Source organism: Neiella litorisoli, assembly GCF_014773395.1.
In the GTDB taxonomy this organism is placed as follows: Bacteria; Pseudomonadota; Gammaproteobacteria; order Enterobacterales; family Neiellaceae; genus Neiella; species Neiella litorisoli.
Map to the genome: position 1 here is coordinate 64,255 of NZ_JACXAF010000008.1, position 19,361 is coordinate 83,615.

A 19,361-nucleotide genomic window follows, 5' to 3' on the forward strand; every position below is an offset into this window, starting at 1 on the left:
GCGAAGTAGCGCCCCCCTTAATGGCCCGAATGACGGCCGGGGTTTTCAGCCCTCAAAACTTCAATTATTTTCAAAGCGTTACGCATCAAGCCAAACGTCTTTACCAACAAAAAACACCAACTTCTCGTTAATACTTACTATTTCAAATGGTCCGTTTGGCATTCTGTTGAATAAACTGGCGACTCCAGCCCCGGCGCAATCGACAGCTCATTAAGCTCAGCCAATGCCTTGTTGTTTTGCAGGTAAAGTTGATACTCAGGGCTTCGCAACCTTGCCGTTTGTGAGCAGTCCACATTCCAGCGACGCAATAAGTAACCCGCTAGCGCCACCCGAGTGCTGATGTTCAAAACGCCGTCTTCCATGCCGTAGTCCATTTCGATGGCCTTAGGATGTTGGACGTTGTGCGGGTGCGGAACCAGCTCTAATGAAAGTGGTGCTTGCCAGTGAGTGTCGTAACTTTGCGACTCCACTTCATCCACTTCCGTTGGCAACACCGTCACCTCGCCTATGCGAGTCAGCACGAAATCACGAAACGACTGACTTTTGCGATCGTACGCACGAACATGCCAGCGCAAGCCATTATCCACAATGGTGTGAGGCACGAGTTCTCGCTCGCTGGTGCCACTGCTTAAGCTTGTGTAGGTCACTTTAACCGGCCGCTTGTTGATCACCGCCTGTGACAGTCGCGCTACCACGAAGATGTCCGGCACGTTCAATTGTGTAGGTGCCGTCACCGGAAACTCAACGTCGCCCACAGCATCAAAACCATCTGATATCTGATGAGCGATCTTCATCAGTGATTTACGTGCATCGTGCTCAAACAGCGGCTTAAACGAGTTGGTGATGAAGTACTTTTTGACCGCGTTGTCGTAGGCCATGTTGTTTGGTGTCAGCTCTTTATAGAGCGACAAATCACGGCTGGCTGCAGCAAGCCCTAACTCAAACCGTTTGACGATTTCGCTACGTGTGACGTAACCGGCGAACAGCAACTTGAAATCGATGTAGGCGAGCCGTTGCTTTTGGGCGTAATTAACGTCTTCAGGGATCACAGCGTTTCCTTGATACTTTTCCATTTACTGGAATCGAAGTTTGTATCATTTTGAGACAAACCTCAATTGGTCGGGTGTGACTCCTATCACCATGTCATTAAGCCAATGGTTACTATGTGTTCACTTCCCTACTCTGCTGCGTCTTTGATGTAAATATGAACAATGGGCGAGCCCGGCGATGGCTGACGCTCTTGGCAGTGGATGTAGCTTAAAGATTTGACTAAATTTCCCAGCTTGCTGTAACCGAAGTTGCGCGGGTCGAACGATGAGCTGACTTTGTTGATTTGAGAGCCGACAGCAGACAACGGCGCCCAGCCATCGTCTTTAGCGACTGCATGTATCGCATTGAGCACGAGCGCCTTTAATTTCGGATCAGATGGCTCATTCGATTTATTCGCAGAATCTGGTTCGGGTCTTAATATTTCGGTATACACGAACTTGTCGCAAGCTGCGACAAACGGCTCTGGTGTTTTGTTCTCACCAAAGCCATATACGGTGCAGCCGCTTTCGCGTAGTCGATTGGCTAGTCTGGTGAAATCGCTATCGGATGAAACGAGGCAAAACCCATCGAGTAGACCTTCGTGCAAGAGGTCCATCGCATCGATAATAAGAGCTGAGTCGGTAGCGTTTTTGCCGGATGTATAGCTGAATTGTTGGACCGGGTGAATGGCAAAGCGATGTAAGTGTTCTTTCCAAGTTTTGAGGTTGGGAGTAGTCCAATCGCCGTACGCTCGTTTGACGCTTGCGACTCCGAATTTCGAAACTTCGGCCAACAGCTCTTCACACACCGCAGCTTGGGCGTTATCGGCATCGATCAATACAGCTAGTTTTGCATTTCCGTTGCTTGGCATTTGTTATTCCTTGTATCCGTTTTATTTGTTGGTTGGCTCTGTGTATCGACAATGGGGAAATGCACTGCAGCCGAAGAATTCGTTACCTGCGTTAGCCCCTCGTTTCGCGGTTCGCTTAACCAAAGTTGAGTTGCATTTTGGGCATATTCGCTTGGCGTCACGAGTGGTCGATAGGATCTGCTCAGGTTTAGGCGGTGGCTCTGTTTCATTGGCTTGAACATTAGCTTGAGCATGACGGATCATCGGCCACAGCGCCTCGCCATCGATTAACGTTACACCAACCGAATCCGCGAACTCTTGTGCATCTTTTGTATAGCTGCCGGTTGTGACTATGGTCATCGACGAAGCTTGCTCAGCGGTTTGTACACCGTACATCTCACGCACGATTTGAATACCAACCTTTTGGCTGCGCCATTGCTTGCATTGCACCAGGTGTAATTTCCTACCTTTACTTAAACGCAGGTCGACACCGCCATCCGCTCCTGGTTTAAGTTGCTCGATGACTACAAATCCTTGGATACGATAGTAAGCCGCGATCAGTGACTCGAACCGCTGCCACGACAAACTACGAATCGAGTCGAGCTCAGTTTGTGCTTGGAGCAGCTTCAGCTGTTGCCGCTGGCGAATAAACGAAAGAGCGGCTGTAAATACAAAAAGGGTCGCAAAAATTGGAGCCACATGAGGCAAAGCGCGCAGCATATTTTGCAAGATAGGATTGGATACGTTGATGTTCGGCGCGACATACACCAACGAAACGTAGGCGGTACAACTGAGTAATAGGTTAACCCACCACGGCAGGTTCAAACATAGAGCAATGAGACTGTTTTGCCGTTTTGACATGTGCAAATCCTTTGCATTTTGATGTCCTTATGCCGCTCATCTTACACAAACTGAGCCGTATCACTTTGCTCTGAGCCACTTTTTACAATTTTTTTTGTTGTTTGGGCCAGATCAGCTCCCGGCGCATCAATTGGTTTAACCCAATGCAGTTGAGACAACTCAACTGATGGATTCACCATGAAATCACAAATTGCAATTATCAATACGATTGATGCGACCAACTTTGATCGCAACACAGTTACCGAAGAATGCGAGCACTTTATTGATCACCTCAATATTGCTGAATCTAATCGGCCACTGCTTTACAACATTCCATGCGCCGTGGTTCACACTTTAAATCACGAAATCGTGGCTGGTCATCTTGCTCTTTGTGTCGCGGCGATGCGCGGCGACGAATACGTTATCGAACTCAAGCTTAGTGGTGCGGACTTCAATTTAATTAATTTTGCATGGGCGACATTACTGAAAGATGCATTGTCGCTATCAACCAAGCTTCATACAGAAGTCGCTCACCTACTCCTCTCGTCACCCAGTCGATATTGGTCTGACGAACACCGAACGATAAGTAAGCTTGCCGAGATATCAGGTATTCATCGAAACACCTTGGCATCGCGCGTCCGACGATTTAACCGCGGAGGCTGCGATGTTTAAGAGCAAAGATTTTGTTCGCCGTAAGTTGACATCAAGCGACCTGCCCACGGTTTGCAAAAAAATTTGGCCGCACTTAGAGCAACATGCGATCGCCAGCGTGTTAATCGTAAGTGCCCTAACCGGGCGCACGATTGAGAACATTAGTCAAACGCTGCAATGTTGCAATTTGCGCGCTCGCTTTGAAATCAGCGATAGCAGCGTTGTATTGATTCAAGACACAACCCTAGCAAATCGCGCAGCTTCGGCTGTTGCCTTACCCTTGCCAATTGAACTCGCAACGGGCTTGACAGAGTCTGCGAAGCACAACGAAGCAGAGTGCTATCAACTCGCTCGTCAATTTTGTTCAGAAGTACTGGCTGATGAAGCAATTAGACCCAGTCGAGTGCATGCAATGTTGAGCGATGGTCGCTGGAATGGGTCCACATCGCCATTACCCAGAGAGCTCGATGAGTATAATCTTTGCTGGATCACTGGACTGGCCGATCGGCGCCATATGTGCGTGTACTATGCTGGCGGATCAGAACGGGATATACAAAAAAACTACCTGACGTTTTTAAACCGCACGTTAAGTGATGCGGAGATATCAGCAACAATTTGCTTTGCCGAAAAGTCCATTGGCGTAACAGGCAGGAGCTTCGACTTGCAGTTATTGCGTCAAACGATTAGCGACTTGTATGACAAGTTAAATCGTTGCACGCCACGGACGACATTAGAGATTATCGATTATCACAACGACTTAGTTTCGTACTGTGCGCTTGTTCTTGAGCTAAGCACCAGTGCTCGCCCATCGTTCTCAAGCAATTTTCAGTTTGATCACTTGATCACCAGCTCTTGGGTGTTGGTCAAAGATAAAGGAGTGGATAGCAAGCGCAAGTTGCAGCTCAATAGCATTTGTCAGCATCAAATCGAGTTCTATCAAAAGCATCTAGAGCAAATTCGCGGCTCGCGGTTGTCAATGACGAAGACCATTCGCGACGTAATAGAAGGTGCGCTAGGCTGCGAATCTCGAGCATTTTTTTATATCAGCCATGGACAGGTATCGGACAGACAGCCTTTAGAGCTTAGTGCAAAGTCGCGCCGGAAGTTCAAAGGACTACCCGCAAAACTTCCAATCAACACAGGTCACTTGGCATTCACACGCTATATGCCTGAATACCTGAGTCAGTGCCTTGTTGACATTTACAGTGACCATGGTGCTCAGCGTCATTCAAAAAAGAAGTTTCAATCTGGATTCATCGATCAAGCAGCGTGTTGTTCTGTCATAGCAAGTTGGCTAGCTGACTTAGGTGTAAGGAAACTTCAATGAATAGATACAAAGCAGCACGTCTTCTCGTTGAGCGATTCAATATCTATATAAGCGAGTTACCCGAAGACGCAAATGTTGAACATGTTCTTTCATGCGTTTTACTTTCAACGGTGTTGTTCGACGGAGTCTGGTCTGAAGCATTTTTAAAATCGTTCGCAAGGGCGCTATGCAATCCCCCGTATCATTGGAGACGTCGGGTTTGGTACGAGTGTCAAATCGATAGTGTTGAACATGGCAACAACCGTGACGAACGAGGATCTGCGGTACTCGAATGGCGATTAGAACCAGGGCCAACAACAGCAGCATTATTAATTCGGCTATACCGAAACTGGGAGCCTTTAGAAACCCAACAGTGCTTAGCAACCTTTGATGTATGCAAACGCTTTATTGCGCTAATTGCTAGACTGTTGCCCAGTGTCGAGATGTCGATTTCAATTTGGCTAAAAACAATCGCTGAAGTACAGTCGATGAACCTGACGGTTCCGCTTGAACAACATCAAATAGATGCGTTGCAAAACAAGTTAGTCACGGTACCGATCAACCACGCCAACTGGCGTCAGATTGTTGCACCTTCGGCTCCAGAGGTATCGCAAAAATATCGTTCCGCTTACTCTTTTGCCCATACTCATTACAATACTGTCGATCATATGAAAGCCATTCGAGATGCTCTGAAGCTAACAATCAAAGAATCTCGATTAGCGCTATTGCAGATGATTAACGAGGGCGGACATGATGGAAAGAGGATCGTTGCAAACTATCTGCTTCATCAAATTGCCGTCGCAGGAAACAAGTTAAGCGCAGTAAGTCGCGATGCGAGCTTTCTTCGGCTTTTTACGCTCCCTGAATTCGAAAATCTGCAGGGGCTATCCAGTGATGAATTTCTGTCTGCGCTGAGTAACCTGATTCGAAAGTCTCCGACCAATACAGATAAGCATCGCGTATCTCGTATCAACAAAGCAATGGCATTAGCCGCGCAAGAGGGCTTACTAGATAATGATTTTAGAAGCCTAAGTAGCACCGATAATGATCACGGTGTAGTGACACGAGCGGGTCTTTTGGCAGAGCCCGCTTTCAGATGTTTATCAGAAAGAGTCATGGACTTCGCATGCTTTGAGCCTTCTCTCGTTGAGCGAGCACTGCTACATATAAATCACGTTGGCAAGTTCGCTCTCCGGCCAGTTGAATCAAGAGAAATTCGTAGCAAAGACCTACTCAGCAGTGAATCGCTATATGTAAAAGAAAGTAAAACCATCAATTCATCAAGACAACTGCCAGTCAGTCGGATAGTAACACTAAGCGACTGGATGCAATTGTCACCGATTTACAATCGGTACACCTACTCCCATGTTCTAAACGCTAATCACCGGCTTTTGTCCGGTGATGCTTCAGGCTACGTAGATGTTCATTACGGCAAATTAGCAAAATTCATTAGCAATCAGGTGAGAGCTCTTACTGGTAATCCACACGCGTCGTTTTACTCACTGCGTCACAGTGCTATCACCCGTTTATATTTGCTAATTTATGCATCACCAAAGCTGGGTTCGCGGCTTTTATGCATTTCAGAAGATGAATTCATCGGCATGCAAAATCGGTTGCCGGCTGAGCTAAATGACGAAGTCCTCTCATTGTATCAACTCGCTGCATTCAGCGGCCATGGCTCGCCAGCGACGACGTTATCAAACTACGTTCATATGTTGCATGAAGTGGCTAGAGATCGTTTAGTTGAATCAAATCCATGTTTGTCCGGTAAACAGCTAGCTGCAATCACTACAACATCGCCGATCTCAATATCAAAGCTGGCACCACTGAAGCGTAGCAAGGAATTAAGCGCAGTCGAGGCACAACAAGTGACACACCGCCTGCTCAAGCGATTCGCTCAACCTATGCTTCGGCCGGACGGGAAGCCAATCGCCAAGACAAAACAGAAAGCATCAACCCAAAAACCTAAAGCAACGCTTTGTGCAATTGAAGAAACCCTAGCGTCTATCGGCAATGGACTGCCGGCCAAAGATTCAATGTTTCCCGCTGCCGTTGCAAATACCTGGGTCGAGACTGCGCGATTATTGATTGAAAAGCTAGGATCTGAGGTTAGTCCAACTTCAGACTGTTCACTCAAACCTTTGCGCTCGGACCAAAGTGCTGCGTGGCAATTTACATCAACGCAAATTCACCAAGAGATGAATTCAGTTTTAAGCAGCAAACACATAAAGCAATTACTGCAACAGTCAATGTCACACGGTCTTGTTAAGAATGGAGCAATGCAGCTACCAAGTGACTCACCCAATTTAATTGAGCATCTCAAAACAGTTTTGAAACTGCTCGGAAACAGTGATCTGGTCATTAAGCTACCCAAAGATTTAGATAAACAAACAACGCAAAGAATGAATAGCCTTGCAAAAACTCGATATGCGCGACTCGTAGCCAATGCCGTACCCGCAAATCAGCCAATTCAAATACTCATCGAGTCATGTAAAAACCAATCGAAATATGATGCTGACGAGGCTGAACCTCATGTTGTAGTGAATCGACGGCTAATGGCGCATATCCTATTTCATCTGTGTGTCTTGCACTCAGTGTGCTGACAATTTACTAGGCGCAGTGAGCTTTAGTTTTCTGATGGAATCAATGGTCGCCAGCTTGCAACCGATCATCAATCCAGCGTTGAACCACATCGATATGCCACGCCATACGGCGTTCTGAAATTTGAACGCCTCGCGGAAACGTACCTTTTTTGATCATGCGGTAAAGAGTCGCCCGCGACAGGCCGACCAAAGTACATACTTCCTTAAGACTTAAAAACTGTTGTGGATACATCATAACCACCTTACATAAGACAATAAGGTGTATGGGCTATTTCAATTGAGCTCGAGTGAGCGAAACTGTGCTTATTTTTCAAAACAGTCCCGAATAGCAGTGATTCCGATCACAGTTCTAAGAATGTGGCCACCAGGATTGGGTGAATCGTCCTGAGCCTTTGACTTAGCGAAGGGCAATAGGGCTAGTCCAACAAAAATGTTTTGTGATTCTGCTTATGCATTCAATGCATACACCAACTTGGAGAATAACGATGAGAGCAATGCAGAAAACATTTTGTGATTCAGTCTTGGCTGAGCGCTACGACCAAGCACAAAACCTTGCTAGATACATGCGCCCACGAGAAGTTCGAATGGCACCAAGAGACTACATTCAGACTAATTGTGGCAAGCTCGATTCCGTTGAGCTGATCGATCACTTTGAAAAACTATCAAGATTCGTCGATACACTGAACTAGTGTTAAGCGTTATTGCTGCCACATTGGAGTTTCACTTAATGTGGCGGCTCTTTTGTTTGTTGCACCATTCTCAGCCAACATCCGAATCCCCAATAGCCTCAAAGTAGTGCTTTGCAGCTTTGTAAACCCCCAGTACATTGCTTCGATCGGGACTCAATTCTATGGCGGTAACTAGGTTCCCGTCAGCCAAACTTGCGACTAAGAAAACTCGATAGGGCTCATGAACTAACCGAGCCAAGTCGCCAACTTTTGCTCTTTTGTTGGTCTGACGATCTGGATTCAGGCGCATATGAACCGGCTCAATCAAGACCAGCCATGCAGTCATGCCTATTGCGCATTCGGCAGAAAGGCCAAGCTCCAACTGGCAGTGCTCTAGCATAGCTCGATGATGTTCATCCAGCCGAACGCCTTGTGACCAAAGAAGAGCCTGAGTTGATGCATCAATTTTAGACATGTCAATATCGACAGGAGTGCGATTACCTAAGCCACGTTCTAGAAACAGCTTCGGACCATATCGTGAATTATCGATAACAAAAATCTGTGGTCGAAGTCGATCGTTCAGATTATCCGGACCTCCGAATTGCTCACTTAGATTTATAAAATCATCCATATCCTCATCCAATCCGCCTATGCCACTACCATTCTAGTTTGCTGTTTCAAATCGGCTAGACAAGGATTTAGTTTGTGTGATTCCTTTCTGACCAGCTCATTGCGCCGATGCAGGCAGCAGAAAAACCCCGCAACTCGAACGAGTTGCAGGGTCGATAGTTAATTAGCAAATCATTCCACTACCAGTGCCTTTCGATTGGATTCACTTTGCGGATATGTACCACAGCCATTAAATACGAACAGCGCGCTGAATTTTCTAAGCAGCAGCCTAGTCATTACACCTTTGCCGGCGACGGTGCAAAAAGGCTGTGCCTAAATACTTATGATTAACTTTTTATGGCTCAGCGAGAGCTTGAACGTAAAATACATAGTGATATCGATCACATTAATTAACGCTTTTGCTGGGAGCACAAAAAGGTATGAATTTAACCCCGTCAGGTAATTCAACGTTACATCTTTGTCATGCGCCCCCAATGAAAGCTGCAACTAACTCCCGTTAACGTAATCTTCATTTGGCTTTAAGAACACTAGGTGATGTAGGAATCATGACTATGTCGACATTGTCGTACCCCAACTGATAAGCAATCTCAGCAGACTTCAAACGGCCAATATCTTTTTGTGATGGGATTCTAATGACAAAGTAGTTGTACTGCTCAGTTAATTGGTCGCCCAACTGCCCGTCAACGACATCGTAAATATATTCGTGAATGAAGATGAGCAAGGCTCCCTTTTCATTTAAGCCAAAAGAGCTTCTTTCCATTCGAACAGGATAGGTACCTTCATCTTCACTGCCCATATCAGCGGCAATGACTTGATGATTATAAATAAGCCCCGCTCGATACTGGCCATTTCTAGGTTTTGGATACCAAACACTGAAATCTTTGTCGGCGAACTGACCAGAATGCGCATAAAACGGTGTCCTTTCTTTTTTCTTTAGCCCGCGACTCCCCTCGTTGGGGTCAAGGCCAAAACAGTCAGCTTTCTCTGGTTTAGAGTTGGCGTATCGCCACCATAAACAACTTAACTCTCCGGCTAAATTGCGCACCGACTTTTCGTGGTTTCTATCGTATGCAATACGATAAATTTCTGACCCAGACAAGTGACCATACATAAACTCCACATGGTTCTTATCTGATAGAACAGAAATTGGCTTCCAAGGGGTATGAGACGGCATGGTTATTTTGGTGTAACTGTGAGTGTTAAATGCCGATGAACGCTGGGGGAAAACAGCAATCAGTAATGCTGTTAGTATAACGATGTATCGCATTTCAGATCTCCCTATCTGTATCGAACAAATTACACACAATCAGCATAGCTACTAATAATCAATTGGTTATTGATCAAGGCACAGTTTTGATACGAAGCTATTCGCATAGGATAGTCGTTCACCTCTGTGTGAATAATGAACGGAAGCGAAGAAGTAAAAGGAATTACCTATGGGAACTTATCACTTGTGTATTTTGGACAATGAACCGGCTTCAATCGTCACTCCAGCATTTGATAGCTACATACCCACCGACGGACTCGTGCTGTCTTACGGCAAAACACAAGAAGCAACGGCTAAGCGCATTCAGAAAATAGTCAAAAGCAGGTCCATGCAGTGCGAAATTCATCTGCAGCCGGATGTAACTGAGGTTGCAGGCCTAAAAGACCATTATTCCGAACTGCTCGAACGCTATATTGATGAGCACGATGTTTGGCTGAATGCTAGCACTGGCAGTCATCACCACATGCTTTCAGCCTTTGACGTTTTTAGAACATATCAGCAGCAAATTTTTATAGTGGAACCGAAGTTAGACCGGCTTCATTGGCTATATCCTGACAATCTTTCGGCAACCGAAATAGCCGACAAAATCAACCTCAGCGACTTTCTATCTTTGTATGGTGCGAAACTAGCCACAACCAAAAACAAAGCTGGAATATCTGCTGATATAAGAGTAATCGGCGAACATTGGGCCATGCATGCGGACAGCTATGCCGATGCTCTAGGTCGATTAAATTACCTCGCTTTTACTGCTGATAATTCGACACTCACATCCGTTCCCCTGTCCGACAAATTTATCCGAGACCCCAACCTAAACCAATTGATTACAGATCTGGAAGAGCTTGATTACGTCGGCATCAAAAACAACAAGCTTGTATTTGCGAGTGAAGAAGCAAGATTTTTTGCCAATGGCGGTTGGCTTGAGGAACTGGTCTTCTCTATTGTTAGGGGCCTTCGAAGCAAACTAGGCACTATTCACGATGACGGTCATAGCATCGAAATCAGTCGCGACATTGGCATGCCCCACCCTGTCAAAAATGAGCTTGACGTGGCCTTATTGGCAAATAACAAGCTGCATTTGATCGAGTGTAAAACGAAGAAATTCGAGTCAAACGGAGCGTCATCAGCCTTGTATAAACTTGACTCGCTGACCGACCTTCTGGGTGGAATTCAAGCCAGAGGAATGCTAGTCAGCTATCTGCCAATATCCAAATCAGACAAACGCCGAGCAAAAGCACTAGGAATCAAAGTTGTATCAGCAAAACAATTACAAAACTTGAAGGCAATCATAAAGCAATGGGTATTGCTGGCTTAACAAGATACAAAGAAATCAACACTCTGACCGGCTAACCAATTTTAGTGGGATCACTATAGCGAAAATCATAGGCTTTGATTTCCTTGCCGTTTGTGTCGACATATTGGTTTTTGATGTCCATGACTGTCGCAGCCAACGCGCCTGCTACCGAAACAGGTTTTGATCCTCCAGTTACATCGATCACTGTATTGTGGTGACCTATATGCCGAACGTCGTCCAGTCTTAAAAACTCGTTCAATATATGGCTCACTTCGTTGTATGACCCGAAGTCTATTCCGTGATACGAGCCATCGGCAGACGTCAATCTACAGTTTTTAACTTGAATGGGTTGCTTTTCACCACTGGTTTTATCAACGAGATACAATTCGACGTTCCCTGCAAGATTTTGCAGCTGAAGATAGCCAGATAAGAACTTGTAAAACAGTTCAAATTTTCGCCTTGAACCATCATGCCCTTCCGACGCAATAAACGTGATGCGCCTAAGCTGACTGTTCTCTTGATCAAGGTGAAAACCGATGGAGCGAAGAGGCATTTCCCAGCTGCATTGAAAAAAACGAGCCATGTCAACACACGCTTGAGTTAGACCATGAGAGCCTAGAGCTCTCGTCCTTGCAACAACTACACCTTCAGAAAGCCAAGCCCCTCCAAAGGCTACGAATTTTTGATATGGATCCAATTGAGACAGGAAGCTTTGGACATGATCATTTTGTTCCTGTAGTGCAGAAATTGAAGCCTTGTCAGCTCGATAGTACTCCTTTAAACACATCAGTTTGATTAATGCCTTTCGGCAATTATCCACTTTCGTCACATCGACATTTGATTCACCTTTCATATTGCTCAAAAAAAGTACCAAATGATGAGCTTCTGTATGTTCAAGTTCATTTAAGTAACGATTGTGTGGGCGAATAAAGTCGCGTGCCAATTTAGCAAACAAAAAAGCAAGGTAGATGGTAATGCCAATAAAAACGATAGTTTGAGCCCATGTTGATGCATTGGAAAAACACATGAACTCAGCAACGATCAAGATAATTATTCCAACTCCAACCAAGCTAGCTCGATGTGCTAGTTTTGGTTTTCCTGGCTTCAATTTGTATAGACTTTGCACGCCTTGGAATGAAAAGCCGCTTCTAAAAAATGCTTCCCCAAACAGCAACCCTAAACTTATGCCTCCAAGAGCAAAGCTCATCACAAGGGTTCCAATATATTCATTCGCTTGCTTTGAGACCAAACTCGATATAATGGAAAAACATGTCGCCATGAACCCCGTCACAACGAAAAACATAGCAACCTTTCGCAAGTACAAATTGCTGATTCCGCCTTTCATTTCGCTAGCTGGAAGCTTTTCGTAATGATTGCTAACCAGCATCATTGTGAACATGAATAAGGCCAATAACAGCAATAACCCATAAAACGCATACGCTACTGAACCACTTGTCTTTTCAGTAATGACATTCGCCCAAGATGACGCAAGCCACCCTATGGATGCAATCATCAATGGAGTTACCAAATAAGCAAATAAGCGAGCCGCGAAAGCGCTAAACAGGTTATGTTCTTTCAAAATTCACAAATCCTTTTGGAAATGGCTCCTATCCAGTCATTTGATAGGATTCAGCTAGGGCAGCAAACGAGAAGTCGTATTGGCCAAGGCCAAAACTGCTCTTGCTACCGACATGGAGCAGTTTGCCCAAAATTAACCACGGTATCGCAGCTTGTACATGGCCAACATAGGACCATTGCCCCAGTAAACCACCGAATGGCAAATCTTGGCCAGTCGACTTTTGAGGTCTCATCCATTCACTAAATTGGACCGACGATATTAGATGACTTTCCGGCAAATTAGGCCGAGCTTGCCGAATCAGTTCGAACAGCTGTTTATCATCATCAAAATACCAGCGAATGAGCAATTGCAATCTGCGTTCTATTGCACTTACAAAAGTATCTAAACTCGGAGCTTCTAGCAGTTTGCCGTTTTCTTGCTTAAGAACAATGCGAGTTAATGCCCTCACGTTCAAACAAACGCGTTCGCTATTTGGTGTCCAATTTAACTGATGAAGGTCATGATCAAGCCACTCTCCGACACTGGCTATAGGCGGCTCTTCGAGCGGAGGCATTCCAGCTAGGAATATGGGTTGTGTAATACCAGGGAGAACGGCATCGATTGATACCACTTTAAATGGGGCACGTTTTGGCCCAAGCCCCAACGCCCCCCATTGCCAAATTGAGGCAAAAAAGTCATCTCGAACCTCATTGGCAGAGCCAAACAAAATGAGTTCAAATGTTAACTGGTCACCAGCGCTAAAATACAGTGCATCCGTTTCAGGTGGACGAATAACGAAACCCAAAGGTTGTTGTGGTGCTTTCGTTGTAAACCAAGCATCAAAAAAGGCCTTGTCGTGAGCGGCCATGGCTCGCCCCAACCCTCCATGAAAAGTGCTTCCCTTATAGGATTCAAGCTTAGCTGACGCCAGTAACTCAACAGTTAACTTGTAGTGCCCTAAAGGGCAGTTGCTCAAAGGGTACCACCAACTCAAGACAGAGCCTCATTCAAGACTTGTTGTTGCTTTTTCCTATCTTTCCATTTTTTGCGCTGCTCCACTTTCCTTGTTGGCGGGCTTTTGCTTTTCCAGTACTCAGCATTTGTATTTCGAGCTTTCATAGTCTCGGCAAACCCTATTAATTTAGAAGCTATTTCTGGAGAAACTCCCTCTTCGATAGCCTCATCTATAACGTTATGAAGCTCGTTCAACATACTCGGCAACTGGCCTAACTCAGCTTTTTGTAGACGAGTATCAAATTCATGAATAGTTTTCGCGACTCCGGTCAAACTTGCATTAGACTTCTCAAGTTTGGACAACTCTCGAATAGCTGCTACTTCATCTAAAACTGATTGATCATCACTCAATAATACATTCAACGAACCAGAACCAATATACTCTGGAGTGGTAAACTTATTTGATGAAAGGTTGATTCCCTTTCGAACAAACGGCTCCAACCTGCGTTTATGCCTCTTCGTTTCAACATAATTCGAATCAGATTTATTTAGAAGCATGTAGTCAAGATTCTTTGTTTTGATTTCGCTCAATGTAGCCATACTTTTCAACAATGCCACTTGGCTAGACTCATGCCAAAGAGTCGTTGAGTAGCGCTCACTTTGCTTATTCATATATGCCTCAAACAACGCCACATATTGCTCCAAAGAGCAGTTACTTCCATTATTTGATAGCACCGAACCTGACTCCTCTTTAACTGATATTTTACAGATACCATAACCCAACGGCTTCCCAGCTCCTATTTGATGTCTAGCAGCATCATCTCCGCCCCAAGTCAATGCCCAAATAATAGCCCCTAACTCTTCAGGTTTAAGATTATGAAAGCGTAGCTTCGATTTAAATTTACTTGCAGGGGAAAGACATTCCAAATATTGTGTTTGCTTATCTGATCCACTTACATAATCGTATAGCTTTTGCTTTACAGGATAACGTTTCCACCCTCTAGCCTTCACATTTTCATTATTGTAATCAACGTAGCCTCTGCTATTCCCATGCTCCAAATATCCACCAATGAATTTTGCACTAGGGGTCAACAAAGTTACCCTATGATCTTCTGCTCCATAATCATCTTCATTAATACAAAAAGCATCAGAAAATGAAATCCTTCCCTTGAGCGACAGTTCACCAACCACTTTCCTAGTTGTACCAAATATTAATTCTGCAAAATCGAAGACCGCATCATTTTGGCAGAACACTTGATTATTACGAACAGCTTTATTTATATCATATTGATAAAGCACATGAGGCATTTGAGAAAGTCCAATATGAAAAACCCCCTGTTCTTTTTGAAAGTAAAAAACGGGGATACCCGAGCTATCATTTGCATCGAGAAGAAAATCATATGTCTCTTTAGATTCTTTAGTGTTTAGTGACTTTAAAAAACCTTCATAAACGTCATCCGAAATAGCAAAAGTTTGTTCACCAGGCTTATCAAAAACATATTGATCGCCATTTTTATTTTTGTGGTTGTACCCGACAAAAACTAGGCATCCATTATACTTTCCATGATCAATCAACTCTGATCCAACATGCTCTATAGGATCACCGATTTTTTTGTCATAGCCTACCCAATAAAGCCTTGGCTGCTCGCTATCGATCAAGCTTGATTTATACCTTTTAGCAGCATATTCTCCCTGCCGATCGGATATATAGAGATTTTTGTCTATACGCTTTAGGTATTTATTGACTTTATTCAAAGCAACTCGTTTATAGTCACACTTCTTTATCACCCAAGAATCTAAGCTCGTATCAAATTGCAACCATCCGGTATAGCACTCGGAGTCGGCTAAGAATTTCTCATATTCTGGTTGATCGGGTGTTCTATAAGAAAATAGCTTATTTTCGAACAAGCTCATTTTTCCGAAAGTGCTAACTTCAACGATGCTTCTTATTACTCCAGAAATACTTGATCCCGGTATAATTTTGCACTCATTGCCATTCTTGGGGGATTTCAACCAAGAAACTCGTCCGCTCTTACTATTAGAGCTTCCTACGCAAATATGGGATTCAGCTTCGATCTCAAGATCCAATACTCCGCTAATACCGTCCTTGAAAGGATGATCATGACTAACAAGATGAGCCCAACTTGGCATATGTACCCAACTAGACAGAGGAATAAAGTTATAAGGAGCATGAACCAGGCTCATTTGGCGTCCTCCATAAAACCAATAAACATTTCAACCCATGGGAACTGCCGACCTTCAGCCTGTTTAGCCAGTTCCGGAGTCTCAGCAAAGTGCTCACATCCATCACGCCACCAGTGGCGATACTGAGCTACAATTTGCGGCCCTCTTTTTTCACTTAATGGCGTCAAGTACTGCTGTTCATGAAACACATAGTCGTCACCCGCTTCAGCTTTAAGCTCCACCACCTGCCAACAGCTCTGATCAACGTGACGTACATGAATACTATGCACATCGCCAATAACTCCTTTACTCCACTGCCCTTGAAGCAAAAATGGCTCGCCAGTTGGCAGCCCAATTCCTTGAGCTGAGGGTAACAAGTACCACCCATCGGTATGCTGGTCAGCGAAGTCGCGAATGATAATCCACAGCTCACTTAGTTCATTAACCATGATTGTGTTTACGTTCAAGCTACCTGAATACAATTTTGGCAAGTAGACACCGCCAACCGCGTCGGCTCCTAAAGCATTTATTTGTTCAACATCAAAGCTCATGAGTCACCTCCTTGTAATTCGCCCATGCAGACAATGTTTCCATGAACATAGCTATGCCCCTTGCTTGCATAGGCGCCAAGCGCTAACCGGCCTTCGGCCAAATCGGCAAGTGTTAACTTCAAAGCGTTTTTAGTATCTTCATCGTCAGCAAATACGTTATCAACTGCATAGATAGAGAACTCAATATCCGGCTGATAAATTACTTGTTCATTAAATAAAGCGCCATCTCGAACTCCACCCGTAAACCGATCAATGCTGTTGTGCTGGCGCACCTGTGTTTGTTCATAGTTCAGTTCAGCATCCTCAAAGAACAATAATCCGGCTTGGCCTGAATCAGGGCCGGAAACTGAACCTAACAGTCGGTCGAGAGCATCGGGTCGCGCCTGATCGAGCCACTCCGCATTTTCATCAACAAACTCGTTCTTGATACAGCGGTAATGAAATGCCATACGATGGGCCAATATGCCTTTAATGGTTGACGCAGTTAAGGTTGCTTTAGGTGCGTTTATCTCCGCTCGTTGGCTATCTCCACTACCCAACCACTTTATGCAAACTTCACTGCCACTAAAACGGTTTATGCTTGAACGATTCTTACCCGATAAATCGTAGTGCCCCGTGCCCGATATCCATCCAGATTCCGCTTTTAATGACGCTTTTACGATAGGCTTCACCTTGGTGTTAGGCACATAATCATAAGACTCGTCGTGCAACGACCCGTTAATTCTGCGATTAAGGTGGGCGTACGACGTTGCCGCATCTTCCGCCTTGAGGTTCCAATTGACCGTTTCGATAGCTTTGACGTCAAAGCAACCAAAGCCGTTGCGGGTTGTAGCGCCCAACCGCAATAGAGGGTGAGCCAACACGTCCAATAGCGCATGCCAAGCCTCACCAACTTTGTGTGCTTCTTGCAACACGAGATCAAAAGTAAAACGAGTACCTTTAGGCAACGCAACTTGGTCAAACTGAGCTTTGTCTTTGGCAACACCACGTTCATTGAGGGCTACTCTGTCTCGTTTAACAGGAGCTTTCTGAATCAGGCGGCTCAGCAGATCGTCCTGTTCGATTTCAGCAGGAGATATGAGCCCTTGAATTGGTTGATTCAACTGATTGTGAACGCAACCAAAAGTAGCACTCACTTTAGAGCTTTCGTCTTTATTCCCAAACCAATCAGAGTTTGAACTGTTACGTTCATAACAATGTCGAAGTGCACCAATCAAGCTTGTAGCTGGAATGATGGGTAACCCGTTAGCATCGCGAACAAGATCGGCATCGAACCCCTTTGCTGTTTGCCCGCTATTGACTGCCAAGGGGCTTGTGGTCTCAATGCAAACCCGGGCGTGGTAGTAAAATGGCCGAGAGATCATAAGCTAGCCCCCATTAGTTCTGAGTTGAACCATTGCTTCTTTTGAGCCAGCTCGGCGATTTGAATCAAAGCATTGGCTCGCTCCTGGTCATCGAACTCTTCCAATTCCTTCTTTAAAAATTGATTTAGGGGGGTCGGTCGGTTGTGACAATCCGGCGCCATGATCACCCATTCTGGATTATTACTATTTTGTCCATCAGAGGTTTTTCCGTCCGGCTTACAGACACCACCACTTTCAAACAATGGCTCAATTGAAGCGCCACGACCTGCCTGGATTGCCCAATCTTGTAACCGACTCCATTGCGTTTTGCTCGGGCCGTACGAGTCTGACGGATCAACAACGCTATAACGTCGCGCCAACTGAATGTGCTTAAAGATTGCCTCGTTAAATTGATGGTATTTGTCTTCCATAGTGGCAAGTTGATCTCGCTGCTCAACTTGCCCCAGCAACCAAGCTTGCAGTTGGCTATTGACTGTAATCTTTGCCGTCAAATCATTTGGTTTTTGAACGGCAATGCCTGAGACTAAAACGTCCTTAAACAAGGCCGCTGTCGGCAACGAGTGCTGTGTAGTCAATACTGCCGGGTTTACAACAAGTTGACCTAACCCTTGACTTTGATACAAGCCAAGACCAGATGCCAACAACTGTTTGTCTTGTTCTGTAAGCGCGCAGTTGGCAAACGAATAGGTAAGCACGGAACCTGCACCAATAACTTCTCGAGTTGTTTCGTAACCGCCACGATGAGCATTAAATGGCGTATAGCTTCGAGCGCGAATGAAGCTCTTTTCAAGCACAAGCTCACCAGCTGACAATCCAATTTGTTTGCCACTTGGAGTAAGAGTGGAAATGCCAGACGTATCGCAAACGTAACAATCACTGACCAGCCATAGAGTCAATTCTGAATGATCAAATGACATCGAATCGGACTCATCGAGCTCATGATACTGAATCGACACTCGGCCAAACTCTGCTCCTCTGCTGCGACCTAATCTCAATCGACCAGACAAAGCTGATAGCAAGATCGTACGCAATTGCTCGGGCACATCATCAGCTATATTGATCGTTGCCAAAAAGTATTGCTTACTCGCCAAAGATTCATAATTGAACAACTGACTAGTAGCAGCTACGCCTGTTTGGGGGTTAATGGCGGTCTTCGTCACTTTGTTTTTGCGAACATCGACAACACGCCCATCAGCTCCTAAAAAACCGGTTCGCAATTGCTTCGGTTGCGCAGATTCATCGGGCTTAGTGTGCATCATGTTGTACACCGCTGCCGCGTTTAATATCTGGTTGCCAGCATTCGTTACGGTTAAATCGTCGTACTTTCCACGATGTAGAGCCAGTGGCACAGGTAAGGCTCGTTGCCAACGTCCATTTAATTCATAAGCTGGATAACCGTTGCCAAATTGCACGGCGCCACTAAAAAACAGTTGCCAGATTAGCTCATCTCGATTGCTATCTAATTGAGGAATAATCGCGCTAGCCATAGCTCCAAGCAACGCACTTCCGGGAATGTAATCTAGGCTTTGGTGATCAATTTCTGTCGCACTTGTCGCACTCAGAATGACATCATCATCTAAGCGGATCAGTAATCCATACTTCATGCTCAATCCTT

Annotated in this window: 17 protein-coding genes; 5 read left to right on the forward strand and 12 right to left on the reverse strand. The window is 45.1% G+C overall.

The annotated features are described in order from the left end of the window. Positions 1-137: 137 nt before the first annotated feature. The 3 genes from IC617_RS07500 to IC617_RS07510 form a co-directional block, all read right to left on the reverse strand. The gene (locus IC617_RS07500) at positions 138-1,073 is read right to left on the reverse strand and encodes a WYL domain-containing protein (protein WP_224745871.1); all 936 of its coding nucleotides are present in this window, start codon (positions 1,071-1,073) and stop codon (positions 138-140) included. Between the two features lie 104 nt (positions 1,074-1,177). Beyond that, a complete protein-coding gene (locus tag IC617_RS07505) occupies positions 1,178-1,900 on the reverse strand; it encodes an NYN domain-containing protein (RefSeq protein ID WP_191144369.1) in 723 nt (240 codons plus the stop codon). A gap of 21 nt (positions 1,901-1,921) precedes the next feature. Beyond that, entirely contained in the window at positions 1,922-2,740 is an 819-nt protein-coding gene (locus IC617_RS07510) for a restriction endonuclease (RefSeq protein ID WP_191144370.1), read from the reverse strand. 177 nt (positions 2,741-2,917) lie between these two features. Here IC617_RS07510 and IC617_RS07515 point away from each other — a divergent pair, with 177 nt between their 5' ends. Genes IC617_RS07515 through IC617_RS07525 form a run of 3 tightly spaced genes read left to right on the forward strand, consistent with a single transcriptional unit; the run spans position 2,918 to position 7,279 of the window. Continuing rightward, positions 2,918-3,391 (forward strand): helix-turn-helix domain-containing protein, encoded by a 474-nt coding sequence (locus IC617_RS07515; protein WP_191144371.1) that lies wholly within the window; start codon positions 2,918-2,920, stop codon positions 3,389-3,391. Next, positions 3,384-4,697 (forward strand): hypothetical protein, encoded by a 1,314-nt coding sequence (locus tag IC617_RS07520; RefSeq protein ID WP_191144372.1) that lies wholly within the window; start codon positions 3,384-3,386, stop codon positions 4,695-4,697. The genes IC617_RS07515 and IC617_RS07520 overlap by 8 nt, the downstream gene beginning before the upstream one ends. Then, complete coding sequence (locus IC617_RS07525) at positions 4,694-7,279, forward strand: hypothetical protein (RefSeq protein ID WP_191144373.1); 2,586 nt, start codon at positions 4,694-4,696, stop codon at positions 7,277-7,279. Before IC617_RS07520 ends, IC617_RS07525 begins: the two co-directional genes overlap by 4 nt. A gap of 40 nt (positions 7,280-7,319) precedes the next feature. Here the strand turns inward: IC617_RS07525 and IC617_RS07530 are convergent, their stop codons facing one another. Continuing rightward, complete coding sequence (locus IC617_RS07530; protein ID WP_191144374.1) at positions 7,320-7,514, reverse strand: helix-turn-helix transcriptional regulator; 195 nt, start codon at positions 7,512-7,514, stop codon at positions 7,320-7,322. Positions 7,515-7,773: 259 nt separating this feature from the next. Here IC617_RS07530 and IC617_RS07535 point away from each other — a divergent pair, with 259 nt between their 5' ends. Further along, on the forward strand, positions 7,774-7,968 hold the full coding sequence (locus IC617_RS07535) for a hypothetical protein (RefSeq protein WP_191144375.1): 195 nt from the start codon (positions 7,774-7,776) through the stop codon (positions 7,966-7,968). 70 nt (positions 7,969-8,038) lie between these two features. Here the strand turns inward: IC617_RS07535 and IC617_RS07540 are convergent, their stop codons facing one another. Then, a complete protein-coding gene (locus IC617_RS07540; protein ID WP_191144376.1) occupies positions 8,039-8,578 on the reverse strand; it encodes a hypothetical protein in 540 nt (179 codons plus the stop codon). A 507-nt stretch (positions 8,579-9,085) separates the two neighbouring features. After that, positions 9,086-9,844: a hypothetical protein gene (locus tag IC617_RS07545; RefSeq protein ID WP_191144377.1), complete on the reverse strand. Its 759-nt coding sequence runs from the start codon at positions 9,842-9,844 to the stop codon at positions 9,086-9,088. Between the two features lie 169 nt (positions 9,845-10,013). Here IC617_RS07545 and IC617_RS07550 point away from each other — a divergent pair, with 169 nt between their 5' ends. Next, a complete protein-coding gene (locus tag IC617_RS07550) occupies positions 10,014-11,156 on the forward strand; it encodes a Card1-like endonuclease domain-containing protein (RefSeq protein WP_191144378.1) in 1,143 nt (380 codons plus the stop codon). A 31-nt stretch (positions 11,157-11,187) separates the two neighbouring features. On the opposite strand, the gene IC617_RS07555 is transcribed toward IC617_RS07550, so the two are convergent. From IC617_RS07555 to IC617_RS07580, 6 genes are read right to left on the reverse strand one after another with little or no spacing between them, the layout of a single operon-like run. Continuing rightward, positions 11,188-12,714: a hypothetical protein gene (locus IC617_RS07555; RefSeq protein WP_191144379.1), complete on the reverse strand. Its 1,527-nt coding sequence runs from the start codon at positions 12,712-12,714 to the stop codon at positions 11,188-11,190. 28 nt (positions 12,715-12,742) lie between these two features. Next, positions 12,743-13,687 carry a CRISPR system precrRNA processing endoribonuclease RAMP protein Cas6 gene (gene cas6, locus IC617_RS07560; protein ID WP_500793314.1) on the reverse strand — a complete coding sequence of 315 codons (945 nt, stop codon included), beginning with the start codon at positions 13,685-13,687 and terminating at the stop codon, positions 12,743-12,745. Further along, positions 13,684-15,852: a TIGR03986 family type III CRISPR-associated RAMP protein gene (locus IC617_RS07565; RefSeq protein ID WP_191144381.1), complete on the reverse strand. Its 2,169-nt coding sequence runs from the start codon at positions 15,850-15,852 to the stop codon at positions 13,684-13,686. The genes cas6 and IC617_RS07565 overlap by 4 nt, the downstream gene beginning before the upstream one ends. Continuing rightward, positions 15,849-16,382 (reverse strand): hypothetical protein, encoded by a 534-nt coding sequence (locus IC617_RS07570; RefSeq protein WP_191144382.1) that lies wholly within the window; start codon positions 16,380-16,382, stop codon positions 15,849-15,851. The genes IC617_RS07565 and IC617_RS07570 overlap by 4 nt, the downstream gene beginning before the upstream one ends. Next, positions 16,379-17,746, reverse strand: coding sequence for an RAMP superfamily CRISPR-associated protein (locus IC617_RS07575; protein WP_224745872.1), 1,368 nt, complete (start codon positions 17,744-17,746; stop codon positions 16,379-16,381). Before IC617_RS07575 ends, IC617_RS07570 begins: the two co-directional genes overlap by 4 nt. Beyond that, positions 17,743-19,350, reverse strand: a complete 1,608-nt coding sequence (locus IC617_RS07580; RefSeq protein ID WP_191144384.1) for an RAMP superfamily CRISPR-associated protein — start codon at positions 19,348-19,350, stop codon at positions 17,743-17,745. Before IC617_RS07580 ends, IC617_RS07575 begins: the two co-directional genes overlap by 4 nt. Between the last annotated feature and the right edge of the window lie 11 nt (positions 19,351-19,361).

Excerpts from the sequence above, each read along its gene's own strand:
- IC617_RS07575 (WP_224745872.1), bottom strand. The coding sequence starts at position 17,746 with ATGATCTCTCGGCCATTTTACTACCACGCCCGGGTTTGCATTGAGACC.
- IC617_RS07535 (WP_191144375.1), top strand. The coding sequence starts at position 7,774 with ATGCAGAAAACATTTTGTGATTCAGTCTTGGCTGAGCGCTACGACCAA.
- IC617_RS07515 (WP_191144371.1), top strand. The coding sequence starts at position 2,918 with ATGAAATCACAAATTGCAATTATCAATACGATTGATGCGACCAACTTT.
- IC617_RS07580 (WP_191144384.1), bottom strand. The coding sequence starts at position 19,350 with ATGAAGTATGGATTACTGATCCGCTTAGATGATGATGTCATTCTGAGT.
- IC617_RS07570 (WP_191144382.1), bottom strand. The coding sequence starts at position 16,382 with ATGAGCTTTGATGTTGAACAAATAAATGCTTTAGGAGCCGACGCGGTT.
- IC617_RS07530 (WP_191144374.1), bottom strand. The coding sequence starts at position 7,514 with ATGATGTATCCACAACAGTTTTTAAGTCTTAAGGAAGTATGTACTTTG.
- IC617_RS07510 (WP_191144370.1), bottom strand. The coding sequence starts at position 2,740 with ATGTCAAAACGGCAAAACAGTCTCATTGCTCTATGTTTGAACCTGCCG.
- IC617_RS07500 (WP_224745871.1), bottom strand. The coding sequence starts at position 1,073 with ATGGAAAAGTATCAAGGAAACGCTGTGATCCCTGAAGACGTTAATTAC.
- IC617_RS07565 (WP_191144381.1), bottom strand. The coding sequence starts at position 15,852 with ATGAGCCTGGTTCATGCTCCTTATAACTTTATTCCTCTGTCTAGTTGG.
- IC617_RS07540 (WP_191144376.1), bottom strand. The coding sequence starts at position 8,578 with ATGGATGATTTTATAAATCTAAGTGAGCAATTCGGAGGTCCGGATAAT.
- IC617_RS07550 (WP_191144378.1), top strand. The coding sequence starts at position 10,014 with ATGGGAACTTATCACTTGTGTATTTTGGACAATGAACCGGCTTCAATC.
- IC617_RS07520 (WP_191144372.1), top strand. The coding sequence starts at position 3,384 with ATGTTTAAGAGCAAAGATTTTGTTCGCCGTAAGTTGACATCAAGCGAC.
- IC617_RS07505 (WP_191144369.1), bottom strand. The coding sequence starts at position 1,900 with ATGCCAAGCAACGGAAATGCAAAACTAGCTGTATTGATCGATGCCGAT.
- IC617_RS07545 (WP_191144377.1), bottom strand. The coding sequence starts at position 9,844 with ATGCGATACATCGTTATACTAACAGCATTACTGATTGCTGTTTTCCCC.
- IC617_RS07525 (WP_191144373.1), top strand. The coding sequence starts at position 4,694 with ATGAATAGATACAAAGCAGCACGTCTTCTCGTTGAGCGATTCAATATC.